17 protein-coding genes are annotated in these 20,333 nt (G+C 40.8%); 5 read left to right on the top strand and 12 right to left on the bottom strand.

Annotation, left to right across the window (positions count from 1 at the left end; translation table 11 throughout):
* Window positions 1–165: 165 nt before the first annotated feature.
* The 6 genes from R2Q66_RS09200 to R2Q66_RS09175 all read right to left on the bottom strand — a co-directional run bounded on the left by R2Q66_RS09200 (window position 166) and on the right by R2Q66_RS09175 (window position 9,357).
* Window positions 166–1,158 carry a metallophosphoesterase family protein gene (locus R2Q66_RS09200; protein ID WP_316748111.1) on the bottom strand — a complete coding sequence of 331 codons (993 nt, stop codon included), beginning with the start codon at window positions 1,156–1,158 and terminating at the stop codon, window positions 166–168.
* A gap of 105 nt (window positions 1,159–1,263) precedes the next feature.
* The gene (locus tag R2Q66_RS09195; protein ID WP_316748109.1) at window positions 1,264–1,710 is read right to left on the bottom strand and encodes a DUF5018-related domain-containing protein; all 447 of its coding nucleotides are present in this window, start codon (window positions 1,708–1,710) and stop codon (window positions 1,264–1,266) included.
* A 27-nt stretch (window positions 1,711–1,737) separates the two neighbouring features.
* The gene (locus R2Q66_RS09190) at window positions 1,738–3,678 is read right to left on the bottom strand and encodes a RagB/SusD family nutrient uptake outer membrane protein (protein WP_316748107.1); all 1,941 of its coding nucleotides are present in this window, start codon (window positions 3,676–3,678) and stop codon (window positions 1,738–1,740) included.
* A 35-nt stretch (window positions 3,679–3,713) separates the two neighbouring features.
* Window positions 3,714–7,205 carry a SusC/RagA family TonB-linked outer membrane protein gene (locus R2Q66_RS09185; RefSeq protein WP_316748105.1) on the bottom strand — a complete coding sequence of 1,164 codons (3,492 nt, stop codon included), beginning with the start codon at window positions 7,203–7,205 and terminating at the stop codon, window positions 3,714–3,716.
* Window positions 7,206–7,426: 221 nt separating this feature from the next.
* The gene (locus tag R2Q66_RS09180; RefSeq protein ID WP_316748104.1) at window positions 7,427–8,650 is read right to left on the bottom strand and encodes a FecR family protein; all 1,224 of its coding nucleotides are present in this window, start codon (window positions 8,648–8,650) and stop codon (window positions 7,427–7,429) included.
* Between the two features lie 107 nt (window positions 8,651–8,757).
* Window positions 8,758–9,357, bottom strand: coding sequence for an RNA polymerase sigma factor (locus tag R2Q66_RS09175; protein ID WP_316748103.1), 600 nt, complete (start codon window positions 9,355–9,357; stop codon window positions 8,758–8,760).
* Between the two features lie 343 nt (window positions 9,358–9,700).
* Here R2Q66_RS09175 and R2Q66_RS09170 point away from each other — a divergent pair, with 343 nt between their 5' ends.
* Complete coding sequence (locus R2Q66_RS09170; RefSeq protein ID WP_316748101.1) at window positions 9,701–11,197, top strand: sulfatase; 1,497 nt, start codon at window positions 9,701–9,703, stop codon at window positions 11,195–11,197.
* On the top strand, window positions 11,194–12,369 hold the full coding sequence (locus tag R2Q66_RS09165; RefSeq protein ID WP_316748099.1) for a glycoside hydrolase family protein: 1,176 nt from the start codon (window positions 11,194–11,196) through the stop codon (window positions 12,367–12,369). The genes R2Q66_RS09170 and R2Q66_RS09165 overlap by 4 nt, the downstream gene beginning before the upstream one ends.
* Before the next feature lie 85 nt (window positions 12,370–12,454).
* Here R2Q66_RS09165 and R2Q66_RS09160 read toward each other — a convergent pair whose 3' ends face one another.
* Window positions 12,455–13,108, bottom strand: coding sequence for a Pr6Pr family membrane protein (locus R2Q66_RS09160; RefSeq protein WP_316748097.1), 654 nt, complete (start codon window positions 13,106–13,108; stop codon window positions 12,455–12,457).
* 165 nt (window positions 13,109–13,273) lie between these two features.
* Between R2Q66_RS09160 and R2Q66_RS09155 the strand changes: the two genes are divergently transcribed.
* Both R2Q66_RS09155 and R2Q66_RS09150 read left to right on the top strand, forming a co-directional pair.
* Complete coding sequence (locus R2Q66_RS09155) at window positions 13,274–13,990, top strand: SDR family NAD(P)-dependent oxidoreductase (protein WP_316748094.1); 717 nt, start codon at window positions 13,274–13,276, stop codon at window positions 13,988–13,990.
* 81 nt (window positions 13,991–14,071) lie between these two features.
* Window positions 14,072–14,815: a hypothetical protein gene (locus R2Q66_RS09150; protein WP_316748092.1), complete on the top strand. Its 744-nt coding sequence runs from the start codon at window positions 14,072–14,074 to the stop codon at window positions 14,813–14,815.
* Here the strand turns inward: R2Q66_RS09150 and R2Q66_RS09145 are convergent.
* The 3 genes from R2Q66_RS09145 to R2Q66_RS09135 are packed head-to-tail and all read right to left on the bottom strand — an operon-like array spanning window position 14,812 to window position 17,358.
* The gene (locus R2Q66_RS09145; RefSeq protein ID WP_316748090.1) at window positions 14,812–15,069 is read right to left on the bottom strand and encodes a hypothetical protein; all 258 of its coding nucleotides are present in this window, start codon (window positions 15,067–15,069) and stop codon (window positions 14,812–14,814) included. The two genes, R2Q66_RS09150 and R2Q66_RS09145, sit on opposite strands and share 4 nt — an antisense overlap.
* A 14-nt stretch (window positions 15,070–15,083) precedes the next feature.
* Window positions 15,084–15,749, bottom strand: coding sequence for a response regulator (locus R2Q66_RS09140; protein ID WP_316748088.1), 666 nt, complete (start codon window positions 15,747–15,749; stop codon window positions 15,084–15,086).
* A gap of 10 nt (window positions 15,750–15,759) precedes the next feature.
* Window positions 15,760–17,358, bottom strand: a complete 1,599-nt coding sequence (locus R2Q66_RS09135) for an ATP-binding protein (protein ID WP_316748087.1) — start codon at window positions 17,356–17,358, stop codon at window positions 15,760–15,762.
* A gap of 936 nt (window positions 17,359–18,294) precedes the next feature.
* Between R2Q66_RS09135 and R2Q66_RS09130 the strand changes: the two genes are divergently transcribed.
* Complete coding sequence (locus R2Q66_RS09130) at window positions 18,295–19,167, top strand: hypothetical protein (RefSeq protein ID WP_316748086.1); 873 nt, start codon at window positions 18,295–18,297, stop codon at window positions 19,165–19,167.
* Between the two features lie 90 nt (window positions 19,168–19,257).
* On the opposite strand, the gene R2Q66_RS09125 is transcribed toward R2Q66_RS09130, so the two are convergent.
* Window positions 19,258–19,665 (bottom strand): Dabb family protein, encoded by a 408-nt coding sequence (locus R2Q66_RS09125; RefSeq protein ID WP_316748085.1) that lies wholly within the window; start codon window positions 19,663–19,665, stop codon window positions 19,258–19,260.
* Window positions 19,666–19,725: 60 nt separating this feature from the next.
* Window positions 19,726–20,292: a GrpB family protein gene (locus tag R2Q66_RS09120; RefSeq protein ID WP_316748084.1), complete on the bottom strand. Its 567-nt coding sequence runs from the start codon at window positions 20,290–20,292 to the stop codon at window positions 19,726–19,728.
* Between the last annotated feature and the right edge of the window lie 41 nt (window positions 20,293–20,333).

Here is a 20,333-nt window from a genome sequence, read left to right as displayed (position 1 = left end):
AAGGTACGGCTTATTTAGACCTAATACAAATAAGAAGCGCTGTTTGTTGCTTCAGCCTTCAGGCTGAAGCGAAGTACATTAGATAATTTTCTCCTTTATAGTGTGCGAAAGCAACATTCCGCTGTATTTAATCCAAACAACGGAATGTATCTTTCCTTTTCCGGATTACCCTACAAAAGAAGTACTCCTGATCTTTCTTTTACTAATAAACGGTACAATTTCCTTGCCCACAGTTAAACCGGTCTTATCCTTATAATTTAAAGCTTCCGGAGATTGACCTGCCCAGTTGCTTTTTCGCCCCTCGATCAGTATCGTGCCGTTGGCAGGGTTAATGGTCAGGGTAGTAAACAAGGCATCCTGATAAGGACAAGTACTAGAGATCCATGGATGAGATTTGTGAATTTCTTCCGAATAACTGTTGTGTTTGTATTCGCCACCCATCCAAAAATAAGAGGCAGAATTGAGGTGTACATAATTGATGTTTTTCACGAAAAGCTGGCAATCTATATGCGTATGGCCATTTATTGCCAGTAATATTTTATCCGCAGAGGCGCTCAATATATCTTGTATTTCTGCCGCATTATCTACCGCAAGGACCCCGGCAAGGGGCTGGTGACTCACAATCACAATCGGTTTGTTAATCTCCTTTAACTGCTGTTGTAACCAGGCTTTTTGCTCATCGTTGATGTACGCAGGGTAGCCGCCTTTATGTGTTGGCGAACCTTTATCATTGCCATCTAAAATGATAAAACACACGCCATTTACCTCTTTGGTATAATACCTTGCAGGCATTTTCCAGTAGCTGAGACATTGTGCTTTGGTATGTCCGGAGTCGGTATCGTGATTGCCGATTACATGGAGCGCAATGGGATGTGCATCATTAAACTGGTCAATCAGGGCTTTATTTTTATCATTAGGGTAAGCAAAATCGCCAAGTTGCATGATGAAATCAGGCTCAGTTTTTTTCATGTACCTTAAAAAATCCTGTAACCTTTCGGAACCATTGTGTATCACATCCTGGTGTAAATCGGTGATCAGTCCAGCCTTGACAGACTTTGCTTTTGATGGAAACATAGCCATGGCTCCAGGTGGAATCTGCAAAACAATCCCTGTGGCAAGCAGGCCACCTATAAATTTTCTTCTGTTCAGTGTCTTCATAATTTAAAATTTTAATACCTGATGGATGATTGGTTTTTCAGCAGGGAAGAGTCAGGTGGATAAAAAAGCCGGAGGGAAGATACCATCCCTCCGGCTAATATAGAATTAAGGCGCTACAGTTACCGTAATTGTCCAGTCGCGAACCGTTCCATCTGCGGAATATAACCGGTATACATAGGGACCTTTAGAGAAATCCGAAATCATACCTGCTACAGGGGCACCATTCATCGGCTCTATCTTTTTCGCATAATGCGAAAACCGGATCCCGATTTTTGTCAGGTCTGTTCCCTTAACAGTTTCTATTTTTATCGTGGCTTTCTCCTTATCCAGGACGTTCGTATTGGTGGTGATACCTACATTTTGATAACCGGTGACCACTTCCTCATAACCCAGTTTATTTTTCACCTCTTCGTATTTAAACAATACCGCAGAAGTAAGAACCGCCTGATCACCCCATAGAGTATCATCGAGTTCTGCCCTTGGTTTCATACAGCCTGTGAAAGCCAGGAGGGCAATCAGCGGCAGCGCATACCATATATTTTTATGTTTCATGGTTTTATTTTTTAGGGATAAAATGAATTAATTCCAGCCGGGATTCTGACTGAGAACGGCATTATTTGTCTGATAAAGTTTGATTTGTTGTAAAGGAATTGCACTTAAATAATCTCTGACCGGGTTGATGTATAATCCTCTTCCACCGACTCTGAAATCCGCCTGTTTAAACCATGGGTTGATTCTTCCATTTGGGAAGCTAGCCACATTTTCGCCATTAATCAGGTTGAATTCTTTAAGCATATATCCATCTTTTCTGATCTGGCTATATAAGGCTGCATTGGAACCTTTATCCAGCTCTAGCTGAGCAGGAGTACGGTTGAAATAGTCCAGAGACTCTTGTAATAAGGCACCTTTAGGCTGGTAGCCATTGATTACTTTCTCATAGACCGCCCATCTTTTTAAATCATTCAAACGGAAACCTTCTAACGCAAACTCTACCGTTCTTTCTCTTCTGATTTCGTTGACAATTGCCGGAGAACTCAGATCAAATCCAAGATCTTCCCGATATGTAGTTGCCGGTAGGGCATTCAGGGATAAGGGAGCCATGCCCACACGATTTCTAATCACATTGACCGTCTTATCGATATCGGCCTGATTAATCGTTCCTAAAATTGCTTTAGCCTCTGCCAGCGAAAGCAGACTTTCTTCATAGCGCATCAGGATATCATCAGTTTCGCCTTTTGTAGCTTCCTGAGCCAGAACAGCCCCTTTGTAATTCCGGTATCCGGTAGAAGTAAAACCGATACTCGTATAGGGTGCCTGACTGGCAATAATAGGGTATCTGAAAGGATCACCATCGCCACCGCGGCCCGGCAACTGATTCAGTGGACCTCTGTCCGGTGTCCATACCGTTTGTCTGAAACGGGGATCAAGATTGGTACTTAGCTGATTCAACGTATTAGCCGGAGCAGCTACCTGTGCCGTACCATCCTTATTTAAATAGGTATCGGTTAAGTGATCGGTAATCGAAGGACCCGAATCCAGGATTTTGAAAAAGAAATTGTGACTCAACGTAAGCAGCGCCGCATCATAGACTTTGTAAAGAAACACCCCATCGATATTTGCTGCATTCTTTTGCGCAAACAGCTGATTATAGGCATTCAATTTATCACCTGCTGCGGTAAAAATCTTTGCACCATGTCTGTTGATGAGCTGTGAAACCGTAGTTTCTACCATTTCCAGAAATTCATTGCCATTTTTTCCAGGCATTGCATACGGACTAGCCTTTCTGCTGTGGTAATACTCCCATGACCCTTCATACAAGGCGATTCTTGCTTTTAAAGCCAGTGCCGCATCTTTAGTTACGCGGCCGGAAATTGTACCCTGACCTTCACCTTTCCAATGCAACTTTGAAATGGCCAGATCAAGATCTGCCATGATTTGTTTGGCAACCTCATATCTTGTAGATCTGGGTGCAAATAGTTTTTCGGTATCGTTGTCGTTCAGCAAATCCGTGATGATCACGGCGCCTCCGAAATTTCTCAGCAGTCTGAAATAATCCCAGGCCCTGAAAAAATACCCTTCTCCAATGTAATGACTTGCGGCCTCTGTTTTTTCCGAATTCAGGTTCGCATAATAAAGAAAATAGTTGTCCGATCTGATATTGGCATAGGTTCCGGACCAGTTGTCGTCTGCTTCCGCCGCAACAGAATTGGAATTCCATTGATACAAACTACCGGTTATAGAAGTCTGGACAATCATCATGTCCGTATTGGAATCCATGGCCAGGTTACTGTTTCCACCGCCGGTAGTACCGGTACCACTCTGTGTATTATACTGTGGCGCCAAACGGCCATAGAATCCGTTCACAAAAATCTGTAGATCGGATGCGGTTTTAAAGAAATTGGTTGAATTTACGGAGTCTAATGGACTCTTATCCAAAAAACCTTTTTTGCAAGCCACAAGATTCATCACCAGAAATAGGGTGAATATCATCTTGCCTGGTTTACTGAAGTAAGTTTTCATCTCGTTTATATTTTGGTATAAATTGATTGGTTAATTTATAGGGTGATGTTTAATCCAAGCGAATAGTAGCGTAGGGGAGGGTAATTATTTATACCACTTTTCAATAATTCCGGATCATATTTTATGAAAGATTTATTGTAGATGAAGCCTAAGTTTTCTCCGCTGAAATAGATGCTGGCTCTTTTGATTTTAGCTTTATCAAGCCAGGATTTAGGAATATCATAACCAAATGTGATATTTCTGATCCTCAGGTTCGCCAGATTTAACATGTACTTGTTCGTTGCCGTTCCTCTTCCGGTATTGAAAGCAGGGAAAAAAGCATCGGTATTACCCGGATTCCAATAACCTAATTTGGTACTTTCCTCAAATGCAGGCGTATAGAAATAAGCAAGATCAGCACCTGCACGAGTACCCCAAACCCATTCCGAGCTGTTGTAAACACGCCAATGCATCACACCCTCCAGTACTGCGGAGAAGAAGAAATTGTTCCAGGCCACTGTTGGCAGGATCGAGTAACTCTTACGGGGGTAGTCAAATCCATCTTTAATCTGGTCTCCACGACTATACCAGAATCCACCATTTCCGCCGTTGATGTTACCATCGCCGTTTAAGTCGTTATATATGATATAGCCCGGATAATTGTACGTTCCGGATAAGGTTCCCTTATTCAGATCAGCCGTATTTTGTGCGATCCTTGTCACATCATATACATAATTCTGACCGAATTGCTCGCCCCTGGTCCAGGCGCCACTCACCGCACCGGATTTGTTTTCCGCATATTCTGTTACATAACCGATGTAATCACTGATGTTGAATTTGAGGGAATAACTAAGTGGCTTTTGTGCCACCTGGAACTGATCATTCCAACCGATAGAAAGTTCCCATCCGCGTGTTTCAGAAACAGAATTGTTTAAACTTGGTGCACCTGTTCCCAATACCTGTGGCAATGGATTAGGTGGCCCGATCTGATCTTTTACGGTACGCTGGTACCAATCGTAACTCAGGTTTAGTCGTCTTTTAAAAGCAGAAACATCTATACCCACATCGATAACCGTAGGTTTCGCCCAGGTCAGGGTAGAACTCACCAATCCCGGCGGACTAGCTACATTAGAATAACCGCCATTTAGTAGCGTGCTTTTGTTCACTCCAAAAGCCAGCGTAGGTAAATAAGTATAGTAATTAGTACTACCTACAGAAGTTAGATCTCCTGAGCTAGACCAGGAAGCACGGGGCTTGAATTCTGAAATCAGATCTTTCAATGGCCAGAAATTCTCTTTAGCCGCATTCCAGCCAACGGATACGGAAGGGAAGAAACTCCATCTCGACTCTGGTGAAAATCTCGAACTTGCATCTTTTCTTCCTGCAAATTTGATCATATATTTCTCCATGAAATCATAGGTGATCACCCCATAGAATCCCAGCGTGCTCCATTCGTACATACTGTCATTGGCCTGCTGATTATTCGCTGCACCATTCAAGGCAAGGATCACATCCTGTGCAAATAAATCGGTACGGCTACCGGTTAAGGAGCGGTAATCATTTTCCTCGGCCTGCATCCCAAACTGGGCTAATAAATGATGCTTGTCGGCAAAGGTACGGGCATATTGTGCGCTTAATTTCGACATCTGATACTCCTGAATGCCATTTGTTTTCGAAATCGAACTCACATTGGCGGTACGGTTGTTCGGAATTTTTGTGCCATCGGGCAGCTCTGTATAAGCAATTTTATCTACCCTCGAATACTCGGTATAACTTTGTCTTCTGGAATAGTCGGCATTGATTTCAAAATATTTAAAGGGTCTGATGGTTGTTCCGCCACTCATTACGATTTCATTTCTCGTATTGCGGATCAGTCCACCTTCTCCCATGATCCCGGCAGCACCCAGAATCCAGGAATAGGCATTTCCGGAAGGTACGCGTAGCGGAGTCGCAAAATACTGCATCATGCTGGCGAAGATGGTTTCATAATTGGCTATCGAAGCACCGCCAGACAGGTAATTTGGTCCCTGGTTCTCTTGTCTCACGAAATTAACATCAGTTCTGAAATCTAACCAGTCGGCAGCTTTGTACGTGAGCTTGGTTTGAAAATTATAGCGTTTGTTATAATTGAAATCACCCTTTAGCAGACCTTTGGTATTGTTATATCCAAAGCTGGAGAAATAACGGATGTTATCCGAACCGCCACTAAAATTCAGGTTGTGTTGCTGACTGATGTCATTCTTTTTAAAATAAGCATCATATAGTTTTGTCGTTGCAAAAGACTGCTCCCTGGTCCAGTTTTTAAAGCCGGCATTGGTAGTTGGGAATTGTCCGTTTTCAATATATTGCTGCGCTTTATCTCCGAATTGGGTTCTTAGGTCATCAAAAGCGGCATTAGTCCAGTCTTTGGCTAGCCAGGCTTCCATTCTGGAAATGGTGAGGGCGTCCACACCATCAGTTCCGGTTCCATTCGGCTGCCCGTTCTTTTGAGCAATGTTGATGTAGCGAGCCCAGTCAGGGGAGTTTGGCTGGGTTGGCGCAAGCACCATCGTACCGATTTTTGTGTTCGCAGAATAAGTGATGGCTGCTTTGCCCTCTTTGCCACTTTTTGTGGTGATTAACAATACCCCATATGGCGCTCTGGATCCGTAAATAGCGGAAGCTGCACCATCTTTTAATAAGGAAATACTTTCCACATCATTGGGATTAACATCCTGAATCGGCCTTTCTATCCCGTCAACTAAGATCAGCGGGGAGCCATTGCTGTTGATGGAAGTAAAACCGCGGATATTGATCGAAGGGTTTGCCTCAGGCGCACCGCTCGACATTCTGATGTTCAGTCCCGGCGCCAGTCCGATTAACCCATCTGTTACGGTACGGATAGGTCTGTTTTCTAACTTGTCGCCACTAATGGTGGATACAGCATCCGTTAGGCTGCTTTTTTTAACTTTTCCATAGGCCGTTACCACGATTTCATTCAGCTCGGCAGGGGATGGGGTCAGCGTAATGGTTAAGTCCTGTCCCGAATTCACCTTAATTTCCCTGGATACATAGCCAACATAAGAGGCAATCAGGATGGAGTTTTCTTTAACGTTTTTCAGTTTAAATCTGCCATCAGCATCGCTCATCGCCCCTTGTTTCTCTCCTTTTATTCTTACGGTAGCTCCCGGGATGGCCTTGCCGGTTTCATCTACGATTTTCCCGGAAACATCTATCGTCATTTCAATAATAGATTTCGGGAAGGATAGCGACCATGGCTTTTCTTTCACAATAATAGAATTGCTCTTGATGGCGAAAGTCAGGTTTTGATTTTCAAACACCTTCGTTAATACCTTAAGGAATTCTTCATCATTCACCTGGATATTGACAGGCTTCGCATTTTTCAGCATCGATTCTGTGACTAAAAAATCATATCCGGTCTGAGTTCTGATTTTTTCGAAGACCCTGGTTAGTGGTGCATTCTTTTCAGATAGGGTGATTTTTTGTGCAAAAGTGCTTGCGCTTAACTGTAAGATCACTGTGGTCAATAGTAATACGGTCAGTTTCATAACCAATAGCAGTTTATTTAGGCCTCTGGGGAGAGTGCATAAGTTTGGTTTCCAAATTTTGTACATTTGTTTAGTTTGGTTCTAGCGGATGCCTATTCATTGTCGAGATGCCCGGCATTACGCGGTTAAAGATTAATTTTTAAATTATTCTGATGTTCCATACTTTGCCAGGATTTCGATTAGCGTCGGTTCCTGGCTTTTCTGAATTTTGAAATGTAGCTTTACTTCATCACCAAAATCCTCCTTCCTTCAATCTTAAAGTGAACAGCATTGGTAGTTTCGAGCATTTCTAATACCTGATTTATATTTTTAGCTCTGGAGATGGTTCCATTGAACTTTTCCTCAGAAATTCCGCCTTTAAACTCCACCTGTACATCATACCAACGGGATACTTTGCTCATGATACTTTCGATACCCTCGCGGTCGAATCTGAAATAACCATTCTTCCAGGCGATAGCCGCTTCCGTATTGGCTTCAGAAACGGAAATGTTTTCATTTTTGGCGACCTCCGATTGCTGGCCTGGATTAAGGATAACCGTGTTTTTTAAAACCGATACTTTGATACTTCCTTCCAGCAGCGTACTGCGCTGTATCCCTTCTTCGGGATAACTGTTGATGTTAAAATGTGTGCCCAGCACCTCCACTGTCTGGTCATTGCTGACCACCCTGAACGGAAGCTTCCTGTTTTTGGCCACCTCAAAGTAAGCCTCGCCATTCAGCTCAACCCTGCGTTCTCCGTCCTTAAATGCGACCGGGTATTTTAACCTGGAGGCCGCGTTAAGCCAGACTTCAGTTCCATCGGGAAGCCTGACCTGGTATTGTCCACCCTTTGGGGTCTCTATGATATTGTAACCATCGGCAGGTACAGCAGATTTTGCGCGGCTATAGCTCAGTTGGCCATCAGCCGTTTTTGTGATCAACACGGCGCCCTGACTGGCCACTTTACCGGTATGCTTATCGTCGAGGACAACCTTAGACCCATCAGCAAGGATCAATAAGGCCTTGTTACTTCCGGATACAATATTGTGCTGCTGCGTTATTTCGCCTGGCAGGATTGAATCTGCTCTTTGGTTAAAGAATAAAATTCCTGCTGTTAATAACAGTAAAACAGCAGCGGCTATAGCAGCCCGGGGTATGAATGATTTGCGGGGGAAAAGTTTTATTGATTCTCCGGATTTCCCGGTTTTTATGGGCTTTACCGGGTTTCCGGGGTTTTCGGAAGTTGGCGCAACCAGGCAAATTGCCTGAAAAATCGCATCCGTTTTTTCAGGGTCCAGATCTACTTCTGTTTTAGGGCTTTGATAAGCTTTAAATAGCAACGTTTTAACCAGATCTTCCTGTTCCGGCAATGCCATTAAATGCTGCATTTCTTCGATTTCTCCGGCAGTAGCTTTCTGATTCATAGAAAGCTCAAATAAATATTCAAGTCTGGTTTTTATGTTCATATAAAATTATCCTAAATAAATACAGGCAGGGCGATTGATGGTATTGCGCCATTATACCTGGTTTAAAAAAGGATAGACAACCACAAAAAGACTTTGGGGGGTAAGGCTTATAAATATTTTGAGAAAAAATATAGTGCGATGATTAAGGGTGCATCTTTCAGCTGGGTCATACAAAAGGCACGGATACTCCGCATCGCCTGATCCAGGTTCCATTTCACGGTTTCAGGAGACACATTTAAGGTTCGGGCAGCCTCTTCACGCTTCATTTCCTGTTCTTTGATCAATTGATAAGTTAACTTCTGTTTTGGCGGAAGACGCTCAATCGCTTGTTTTAGAATATAGGCAAACTCTTTATCCTGGGTCAGGTAATCTGTATGTCGGTATTCAATAGATTCTTTGGCTGCAAGGAGTAGTTTCTTTTTCTCATTCTGACGCTGTTTAATGGAGTTGTAAGTCAGATTCCTTGCAATGGTATACAACCATCCCGCAAAGTTTTCTAATTCAGGAAGTATTTCGCGATTGATCCAGACTTTTAAAAAAGTATCCTGAAGAATTTCTTCCGCCGTCCATTCATCTCCGGTAATTCTCCAGGCAGTCGTATAAATATTTGGCCGGTGTTTATCAAACAATAAACGGAATGATTGTTCGTCACCTCTGGCTACACTTGTCAATAGCGACAAATCATCAATTGTATCCCTGCTTTTCATGTTAACCCCTGTTTAATAAAAGTTTAGTCACGTTAAACAAAGCTGTGTATTTTTTCAGTAAAAACACAGCTAATGGGAAAATAAAAAGAAGGATTGTTTAAAGATTTAATACTGCGTATTAAGAGCTGTATGAAATCTTAATATTTTGGTAATAAGTATTTTATATGGATGATCTGCCTGGGCTACAGTGTTTCGATGTAATTAGAATTTAAGGGGGTAAAATATAATAGTACATCATATTCATCGAATAATGCATTGTATAAAAGGAGGAAGGTTATAGCTTTGTTTTATTGCTATAGAAGTTTTATCCGCATTATTTGTAATTCTTTTTTACTGAGTTGTTATGAAATATACCTTAAGAATTTGTTGTCGTTTGCTTCCTGTTTATCCAAAAATGTTGGGCTTAATAGTTGCCTGGATACTGATCCCTGCTACTTTACAGGCACAGTCAAAGAAGAAACCCAATGTACTTTTTATCGTCTCTGATGACTTAACGGCTACAGCGGTATCGGCTTATGAAAACAAGGTTTGTAAAACCCCTAACATCGATAAATTAGCTGAAGAGGGAACACGTTATACTAAAAGTTATTGCCAATACCCGGTTTGTGGCCCATCCAGAGCCTCTATGATGTTCGGCTATTACCCAACGGCAACTAAGACCTACGGGTATGTAAGTGGTAGGGAGCAGGTCGGAAAAGAAAGGGCATCACTCCCTGAATTGTTTAAAAACAACGGCTACTATACCGCCAGGGTTAGTAAAATATACCACATGGGTATTCCAATTGATATTGAGGAAGGTACAGATGGTACGGACGACAGTGCTTCCTGGACGGAAAAATTTAACAGTCAGGCTGCGGAATGGCAAACACCCGGTGCGGCAGAGCTGGTACAGAATAATCCGGATGGAAAGATCGAAAGGATGGGTGGAAATAAGATGACGATTGTAAAGGCCGAAGGTGATGATCTGGTCCATGCAGATGGAAAAACAGCTGAAAAGGCCACTGAACTTCTCCGCCTACATAAAAATGAACCCTTCTTTCTGGCCCTTGGATTTGTTCGTCCACATGTTCCTTTTGTAGCACCGAAAAGATATTTTGATGCTTATGATTATCAGCAGATAAAGGTGCCTGATGTGATAGAAAATGATTGGAATGATATTCCCCCGGCAGGTATAAACTATGTAACCAGCAAGAATGCCAAAATGAATACGGTGCAGGAACAGAAGGCAATTGCAGCCTATTATGCTGCTGTATCTTTTATGGATGATCAGGTTGGAAAAGTTTTGAAAACCTTAAAGGAAGAAGGCCTGGAAGACAATACGATTGTTGTTTTTATTTCCGATCATGGTTTTCACCTGGGAGAACATAAATTCTGGATGAAAGTTAGTCTCCATGAAGAATCGGTAAGGGTACCGATGATCATCAAAGTGCCTGGAAAAAAGCCCGCAGTTGTTGATGGTTTTACGGAGCTGATCGACCTTTATCCGACATTGGCGGACTTAGCTGGACTAAAGCATTCTAAACATATCCAGGGGAAAAGTCTGGTGAAAACCTTTTCCAGGCCTTCGCATTCGGTCAGAGATGAAGCTTTTAGTGTTTCTTTGGATGGAGAAGCTTTTCTTTTGAGAACAAAAGAATGGGCTTATATTCAGTATAAGGAGGATGCTTCTAAAGGTATGGAGCTTTATGATATGGTCAATGACCCGAAGCAGTTTAATAATCTGGCCAAAGATCCCAGGCAGCAAAAAACGGTACAGATGATGCAGACACGTCTTGCAAATAAGCTGAAAGCGGTTAGGAAAAACGATCTGGAAACCCCCGTAGCCCTTAAAACGAAATGATAAAACAGCATCTATTCAAGTTGGGTAAAAAAGTATTCTTCTTTGTTTTGTTGCTTTCAGGTCAACTGGTTTTTGCTCAGAAAGCGTCAGATCTTAGCATTAAATTAGGTACGGTAACCTCAGAAAATATCTTTCAAAGTGATGATTATTACAATTGGTGTCCTTCAGTGATTGCCGGTGATGACGGCAAATTTTATATGTTTTATTCCCGTTGGCCACATGGCAAGCGTAAATTGGATGATGATCCTTTAAATTATATTTTCAATGGTTTTCAGGGTTGGATGAAGTACTCGGAAATCGCCTGTGCAGTCTCAGATAAATTGCTGGGACCATATAAGTTTGTTAAAACGGTTTTACCTCATGCGGGCAGTCCTGGACAATGGGATAAGTTTACGAAGCACAATGCACATATCAGGAAATTCGATGGCTATTATTATCTGTACTATATCAGTAGTTCTTTTGATCCCAATTTTGCGTTTAAAAACAACCCAAATCCCAGCAAAGAAAGCCTGCAATGGATGAAATACAATGCCGCACAATCAATTGGTGTCGTCAAGGCCAAAACGATTAAAGATCTTTTAGCAGGGAATTATACCAGACCTGCTGAGCCAATTATGACAGTTGATCATCAGCAAACTTTTGAGATTGCGAATAATCCTTCGGTTACCAAGGGGCCTGATGGGAAATACTATATGATGTATAAATCCAGAATACCGGGTGGACAAATGACTTTCTGGATGGCAAGATCAGTGCAACCGGACGGAGGTTTTAAAACCATCTCTAATGTAACCAACGACAAGGATTTATCCAGTGAAGACCCCTCTATGTGGTATGATCAGAAACTAAAGCGTTTTTTTGCTATTGCAAAATACTATGCTACCAGTTTGAAATACGCCCCTGAATTTGGCTGTTTATATTTAATTGAATCTAAGAATGGTAAGGACTGGTTGCCGGCAAAAAACTCATTAGTATCTCTTAAGGAGCTTAATTTTAAAGATGGAACAAAAACGAAGTTGAAAAACTTAGAGCGTCCTTTTGTTTATACTGACCAAAGAGGTAAACCTTTAGCGGTATTTGCTGCCGGTAATATATTACCACCAGGTGAGGGAGATGTAAATCATGTTGATCGGGAGCATAACAGTTTTATTGTTGGTTTTTCGGTTCTTAGGTAGGTTAAATAATTATCGGATTTCGACGGCTTGACTTTGTGCGTGCTCAACCCTTTGTTATTCTATTCAAGCAAATGGGAGGTTATAATTAAAACCTGGTTTTTTTATGACGGTTTGTAATTAATTTCCCAACCCATATCAGGAGCAGCGATAAGACCAGGAAAACCATTAAGAGGTAGAAACTATTTAGTAACACCTTGTCGTAGCCAAAAGTATTTACATCCATAAATGGATAAGGGTAAAATCCGGAAATCGCGCCCCTTGCGAGGATAAAAACCAAATAGGCAAACGGATAGATTAGCCATTCCAGCGCATTTTTACTTTTCAAATTACTTTTTGGTGCAAAGATTAGCCAGTAAATCAAAAATAAAGCAGGTAAAAAGGCATGGAGGAGTTCGTCTACAAGAAGTTGTATTCCTTTTGGTTGCCAGGTGAAACGTAAGATCAGGTTGTAAATTATGCCTACTACAGAGATATAGAGGGCTACCGCCGCCAGGTTTTTTGGGTTGGAATAAAACCGTTGCTCTTTCTTGTCGAAATTTAACCACAACAGCGTAAAACACAAGGCCACCATGATGTTAGTCAGGATGGTGAAGTAACTGAAATATCGTGTGACCGCCTCTATAATCGTGATTTGATTGTTTACGATGATGAGGTATAGTTGTGTGATTAGTGCAAACCATCCCGTAAAAATACCGGTCATCAGCAATAATTTATTAGCCCTTTCGTGTTTTTGATTCATACTACATGCGCTTATCTGGCTATTGAATATAGCTAAATTCGGGAAAACTCCGGGTAGTAGTTTGCCTTTGTTTTGTGTTGTTGGGCCTGGAGATATTGAAAAATTATATTTAACATTGAAACGCATAACAATGATTAGAAGTTGAGATTATAATTTTATTGAACCATGGATCATATATTTAAAAATAGTGTTGTTTTTATTACCGGGGCTGATGGCGGCATCGGGCAGGCATTTGTTGCAGAACTTTTAAAAAGAGAGGTAAAGAAAATCTATGTTGCGGGTATTAACATTAAGGCCCTGGAAGATTTAAGTCTGACTAGCCCTGATATGATCTTCCCTGTAAAACTGGATGTCACCAATAGCTTGGAAGTGGCAAAATGTAGTCAGGAATGTACCGATACCACTATCCTGATTAATAATGCCGGGGTGGAGCTAAAAGCAAGTTTCTTACAGGATAATGCGGCGGCTAAAGCACAGTTTGAGATGAATGTGAACTATATCGGGCCTGTAGATTTATGCAATCAATTTCTGGAGGTACTCAAAGCAAATCCGAATCCGGCAATCATCAATATACTTTCAATTGGTAGCCTGGTACTGATTAAAAACATCAGTACTTATTGTGCTTCTAAAGTGGCATTGCATTTATTTACACAAGCGATCAGGCAGGAATTAAAAGATGAAATCAAGGTTTTTGGGGTGTATGCGGGTTATGTAGATACTTCGATGGTTTCAGATGTGTTGGTGGAAAAGATTTCGCCTGGAGAATTGGTGCATAATATCTGCGATGAAGTAGCCTCGGATATATTTGATGTATTTCCTGACGAGATGTCGAGGCAATTTGCTTCCAGTAATAAATTGAAAATAGATTTTATGAAGGATTAGGTTGGATAATGAGCAAGTTATCCTGATTTTTTCAATATATAAGGCTATTTTTAGAGGGTCATCTATCTATAAACTTTGTCCATGAAATCTACGCTCCAACTTCTTTCGCTGGTTATATTATTACTGCTTAACGCTTGTCAATCTCCCTTGTCTGAACAGAAAGTAACGAGCTTATCACCGATAGGCGTTAGGATTGAGATGCGTCAGGATCTGGACGATCAAAAAAAGAATGGAGTGGTAGTCAGATTGTTTGATGAGAAAGGGTACACGATCGTCAATGAAGGAATAAAGTTAAAAGTGAATCAGCTGGCCCTGGAATTTAATGTCAGAAAAGAGCTGTACTACACCACCACCACGACTTATATCGCAAATGATATTCCGGTTAGTCCGCTGTATAAATTTACGATCACTTTAGCGGATGGGAGAACCTATAATTTAGGGAACCTGCAACCCATTGCTGAAAGTTCTGAAAAGAGTATTTTATGCGCGAAAAGGGGAGATCCCAACAAGGATTTTGTGATTTCCTGGAATGATTTAAAGGACGTAAATGAGTTGTCAATTATGAAAAGTGTGCTTTTGAATACCTCGACTAAAAGAGAACGTAACTACGATTATGAATCCATTGTGACTAAGAAAATAGGGCCTGCCGGTCAATACATCGTACCGAAATCAGCTTATGTCGATTCCATATCAACGATTGCTGGTTTAGAGATCAAGTTTATTGCGACCAAAAAAGGGAGACTCAATCCTCAGTTACTTGGAAATAGTACGATTGTAATCTCCGGACATCATGATAAAAATGTCAATTTTGAGGATGAGGACTAAGTTTTGTGTTTTTTCTTTGAAGGAGCCTGCTGCTTTTGTTGTTTTGGGAGTTCATGGCGACAAAGTGTCTTTTGACTTGCTTTTGCTTTCTCTAAAGTCATTTTTACAACTTTAAAATGGCATCTGCTTAAGCCGCGACAGTTGGGTTTGAGATGGTATTTATTCGTAGTGCCATTATTGCAGACATAAACCACGGTTGATGCTTTACAGGCAATGGCGACGAAAATAAAAAGAAACAGAACGATTGTTTTCATGGAGAGGTTATCGATTAAATGATGCCAAAGTCTTTACAATAAGCAACTAACTGCTCGTTTTTAGTGAATTCTAAGGCTTCTTTCATGAGGTTAAGTCGCTTTTCTACACTGCTCAACCCGGAAGGTTTGATGTTGTTTTCCTGAAGGTAATAGGGGATATCTTTTTGAAGAGTTCCTTTCAGAAGCTGGGAAATGATGGTGATATCGAAATCAGTGAACTCGTAGGCATTTTTCTCTTTTACCGTCTGTTTAAGATCAGCAGAAAGGTAGATTTTATTCTTGTAGATAGCGTCTAATGCCAATTTGAGGTCTTTAGCGTCATGACGGGCTTTACGGACATAGCCGTTAATGCCTATTTCCTTAAAAAGCTCATCCACAATGGCGGCTTTATTTTCTGCGGAGAATACCAATATCTTCAGGTCTGGTTGCATTTGTTTAACCGCGCGCGCCAGTTCTATCCCGTCTGAAATCTTTTGTAGACGGTGATCTTCTTCAAAAGAAAGATCGGTTATCAGTAAATCATAAGGCTGATCACTTTGAAGGCCTTTTCTTAAGAGCATCAGGGCATCATCGCAATAAAATGTATATTCAGTATTGGTGATACCTAGATCTGCTAGTGTCTTTTGAACGGAAATATTGGCGCTTTCCTGGTCTTCGGCAATTAATACTCTTTTGAACATCGTTATTAAGTTAATAAATGGGGAAAGAGAGTTGAATTTTTAGTCCCTTTTCTATCTGCGTATCAAAGGTAATTTCTCCATGAATACAAGCGATACGGTTTCCCGTATTCCTTAATCCATTTTTGAAAATAGTTGCTTCTGACATGCCGATTCCATTATCGGTATAATTGATGTTGATCCGATCTTCCTTATGTTCGAACTTAACCAGTACTTTATCAGCGCCACTATGTTTTCTCATATTGACCATCAATTCCTGGAGCATATGCTCTACTTCATACTTGACAGTCGGGTTCACTTTCTCCCATAATGCAGCCGTGTTTCCTACAATCAGAATCCTGGTGTTTTCTGTAGCAAAAGATTTCAGCAGCGCTGAGATTTTTTCATGGAAATTATGGTCGGCAAGTTCTGGCTTGTCATAGGAGATATCACGTGATTTTTCGTACAGATTGTCTATTTTATCCAGGATGTTGTCTTTGTTAATGTCTTCACCGTTTTCAATTTCCCTCATCATCCGGTACAATCCATTGGCCACCACATCATGTACTTTTTTGGAAGTTTTCAATTGACTATCCTGAATGGCACTTTGAGCTGCCGTTTCCAGTTTTAGCTTTCTCCTTTTATACCATAGATAAGCAATGAAGGAAGCGGAAAATAAAAATAACAGGGCTCCAAAGAGCATAAACTCTCTGATGGTAATCTGATGTCTTTTTTCTGCATTCTCTTTTTGAAGGTTCAGGTTGTCTGTTTTGTTTTTGTCGCTTTCGTAGCGGATCAGTGCAAATTGATTTTTAGCCGCATTACGAGCGCTTTGTAAACTGTCGGAAAGCGCATGATAAGTATTGAAATAATTTCGGATTTCGGTCTGTGGACTTAATTTAATTAGTTTGTGGAGTGCATCTAAGCGATCATTGGGACTTTTTATCTTAGTGGCCACCTGATACATTTTCTGTGCATAAGCCAAGGCAATAGCGGGTTGTTTACTAGCATAATAATCCGATAGGTGCGTATAACTGGAGTTTTTACCCCAATCGTTGTTTTCTTTTTCACGAATATGCAAGGCTTCCAGTAGTTCTGGTTCTGCATTGTAGTCAGGGTTTTGCAGCCATTTGGTGAAAGCGAAATTTGTTAATTTACGCGCATATTCTATTTTGTTATTTGGATTTTTATAGAGAATTTCTTTATAAATTTTAATAGCCTTCGTATAGTCTTTTTTACTGCGGTAGACCAGCGCCTCATTATTTGAGATCAGGAGTTTGAGATCATTCTTTGTAGAAAATTTGATGGCTGCATCATAATATTTAATGGCATCGTCATGATTTTTTAAATAAGTACTGCTTCGTCCCAATCCGTTGTAATTTGCGGATAGACAATTAAAATGTTTAGGATTATTTTGGTCTAAAAACCGAAGGGAAGTAAGTAAGCTTTCCTGACTTCCAAAATAATCACCGGCATCAAATTGTATGACGTAAAGGTAGTTGCAGGATATGGCTATTTGTAAACTATCTTTAGAGTTTGCGATTAGCTTACTGAAATAATAGAATGCCGAATCGTTGTTCTTATACATAAATGATTCCGCCTTATCAAAATCAAAATGTGGAAGGGGGTTCATAAACTTTTGTTTTTTTTTGCAGGAAAAAATAACAAAAGTAACCAATAGAAGGAGTAGCGTTTTTTTCAAGAGTTATTTTTTATGCTCAAATATAAAAAAAGTAAGGCATTAAAAATGTGGACCTTGAAAAAGCATCATTTTTAATGAGTGATATTTAAAACGATCAGGTAAACGATTGTTTTTCCTTAATCGCTTTTTTGTTGATGAAAAAGCTGTACCCGCTGAGGTATTATTATACGAGTTTATGGAAGTATGGTTTGTATAGGTGTTTTTTGCTTCTGAAGTATTATATTCAAATACTCTTAAAGCGATTAAAAAAGGGGGGATAGAAAACAAACGTTTTCTATCCCCCCTTACAACTTGTGTTTTTAAAGACAATTTTCAATGCCCTTGTAAAACTGATTCCTTTTTTGCTATGGTCTCCCCGGTGGAATATGGCTACCATCTCCACCAGCCTCATGGTCTGGATCAGGAGTCGGAATTGTTGTTTCCGATGAATAGCTGATGTCGTTTGTAGTATATGAAGGGCTTGCAAAGCCTAAAAAGATAGCAAGTAATAATTCAAACATGATCTTAAAAATTAAAGAATGAAACACGGGTGTAGTCCCCTGCGATTCTGCTCGCAGGGACTGCTACTTTTGCATTTCAGAAGCGCTTCTGAAATTTTTGGGAAGTGTTGAGAATCATTCGCGGGAGTTGCTAACTGCTTCCCAAACCGGATAGCAAGCCCCGCGTTTTCCTCTCATTGTGAAATCAGTTTTGTACATTTACCCCGATAGCTAATCGAAGCATTACCTGATTTCTGAAGCAAATGTATGGGCCTTCAATTGATTAATTATCAGGTGATTCCGGTAATTCCGATGATTCCGATGGGATTCCGGTAATGCTTTAGAGATTCCGAAAATTCCGGTTAGTTGCAATTATTAATCATTAGAAATGTTTGAAAAGTATAAAAACGAAGTAATTGAAGCGTACAATTCGAAGCGCGCGGCAGGGTTGCTTTCCAGTCATTTAGTGCAAGCAAGTCCTGCAGAATTGAAAAGGGAATGCCTTAAAGTTTATGGGGAAAGATACTCGCAGAAGGATGCACGGATTTTAAGAGCTTTTTTTGGTCCGGAAACGGAAGAAAAAGATTTCTCTAAGCTGATTATCAAGACCGAGCCTGATAGGTTCAAACCACTGCGGAATTTGATGAAAGGAACAGTACAGGACCCAAGGTTGATCAATATTGACCTTCTGGCCTGGTTGATAGATTTTAATCCCAGACCTCATGCGCTTTGGGAAAATAATGTTGTCGTGCTGAATGGTGGACCTGGTAATCCAAGTCCGGAACTTCCACAAAAGATACCAGTTCCACAACCCCCAGATGATACACCACTTCCGGAACCTCCAAAAGATACACCAGTTCCGAAACCGAATAGATGGGCGAGGTTCAAGACCAGGGAAAACTTAATTGCCGCTATGATATTGTTGGTTATTGGGATTGGCGTTTATATGATTACCGTTACCCCTCCATTTAAACAATGTATGTATTGGGCAGAAGATCATTACGAAGCTATTTCCTGTACTGAAAAAAAGGAAGATGTAGAGATCATTCCTATAAATGAAGATCGAATCGCTAATTTTAAGAAAATCACCCTGCCGGATACGTTGACGGTAAGTTCCCTGGGTAAGGTTTGGTACATTTCTAACCGTGGTGTAATTGAGTTTTTTACAGCTCCCGGAGAGTATCCGCTAGATCGTAATAAAAGAGTGTTGCCAATGTCAAAAGGCATTTTGCAGAAATATGTCTTAAATAAAGACCTATAAAGATATAGGCAAGGGACAATCGCAATAACTAATGAACAGCAGTAGTATTAAAATACTGCTGTTCTAATATTGGTAAGGATTTATGATGTTTTAAGCTTGGGCTATATCATAAACCACCACCTTATCCCACAAATGACTATGGTTTTTAATGAATTCGAGGTGTATTGGGTGTGTCTGATAAGCTTCCTGTCCGGCAAGATCATTAAAGAACATCAGTTCTGATACGCCCCAGCTATGGTCTACCACATCCCGTTTTTCGGTGCTGGCAACAATGCCGACATGTATTTCTTTTACTGTTGGTATTTTCGAAAGTGTTTTTACACCTGCAACCAACTGGTCACGATCGGCTTTAGAATCCGGGTTTTTCAGCCAGAAAAACACATGATGTACTACAGGATAGCTTTTGTTCATACTTGTTATGGGCATAGCGCTGGCAACTGTTCCAACGGTTAGCACAGTTGCGGTTCCGATAAATTTTCTTCTGTTAGACTTATTCATATCCTTAAATCTAAGAAAAAATAGATAAGCTCATGCGCAATGTCTTAAGTTAAAATTCCGTTATTTTTTCTTGTTTTGCAGGGTAATTTCCTTTATCAGCTCTGAGGAAAGACCAGCCTTGTCCAGAACAGCAGTAATAAAGGAACTTTTTGAATTGACATAAGTATCTATGTCGTTGGTTGAAGCAGCAAGCTCCTTTTTCAACTGACCGTATTCCATGACCAATTCCGGAGAACTCCTTAATGCATCGCGAAATAATAGGTGATTATTGAGAGCAGGACTTCCTGCAATACAGCAATACAAATGATGAGCAGGCCATATCATTCCTTTTCGGTTGTCAGGATTAAGGTTAGAAACCGCATTAAAGGCATATCGGTCTTTAATACCCATTTCGCCAGCGAATTCGTAGCCCAATGCGGTAATCAGGGGAATTACTTGATGGAGCTGCGCCTCATCGCTGACAATAATATCAATATCCAAAATTGGTTTGGCTGCTAAACCAGGTACGGCAGTACTGCCAACATGTTCAATAGGACAGTTGATATCCCCCAAAGCATTATTGAACACCGTTTTCAGCGCTTCAAATTCTAGAGACCAGTTTGGCTGGTAATCGACTACCTGGATCATAGCGGAGGTTTATATTATTGGAATGGTGAATTGGATAAAGC

The sequence above is a fragment of the Pedobacter gandavensis genome, from assembly GCF_032677645.1.
GTDB classification, from domain to species: domain Bacteria; phylum Bacteroidota; class Bacteroidia; order Sphingobacteriales; family Sphingobacteriaceae; genus Pedobacter; species Pedobacter gandavensis_A.
This window is presented reverse-complemented; position numbering and strand designations above follow the sequence as displayed.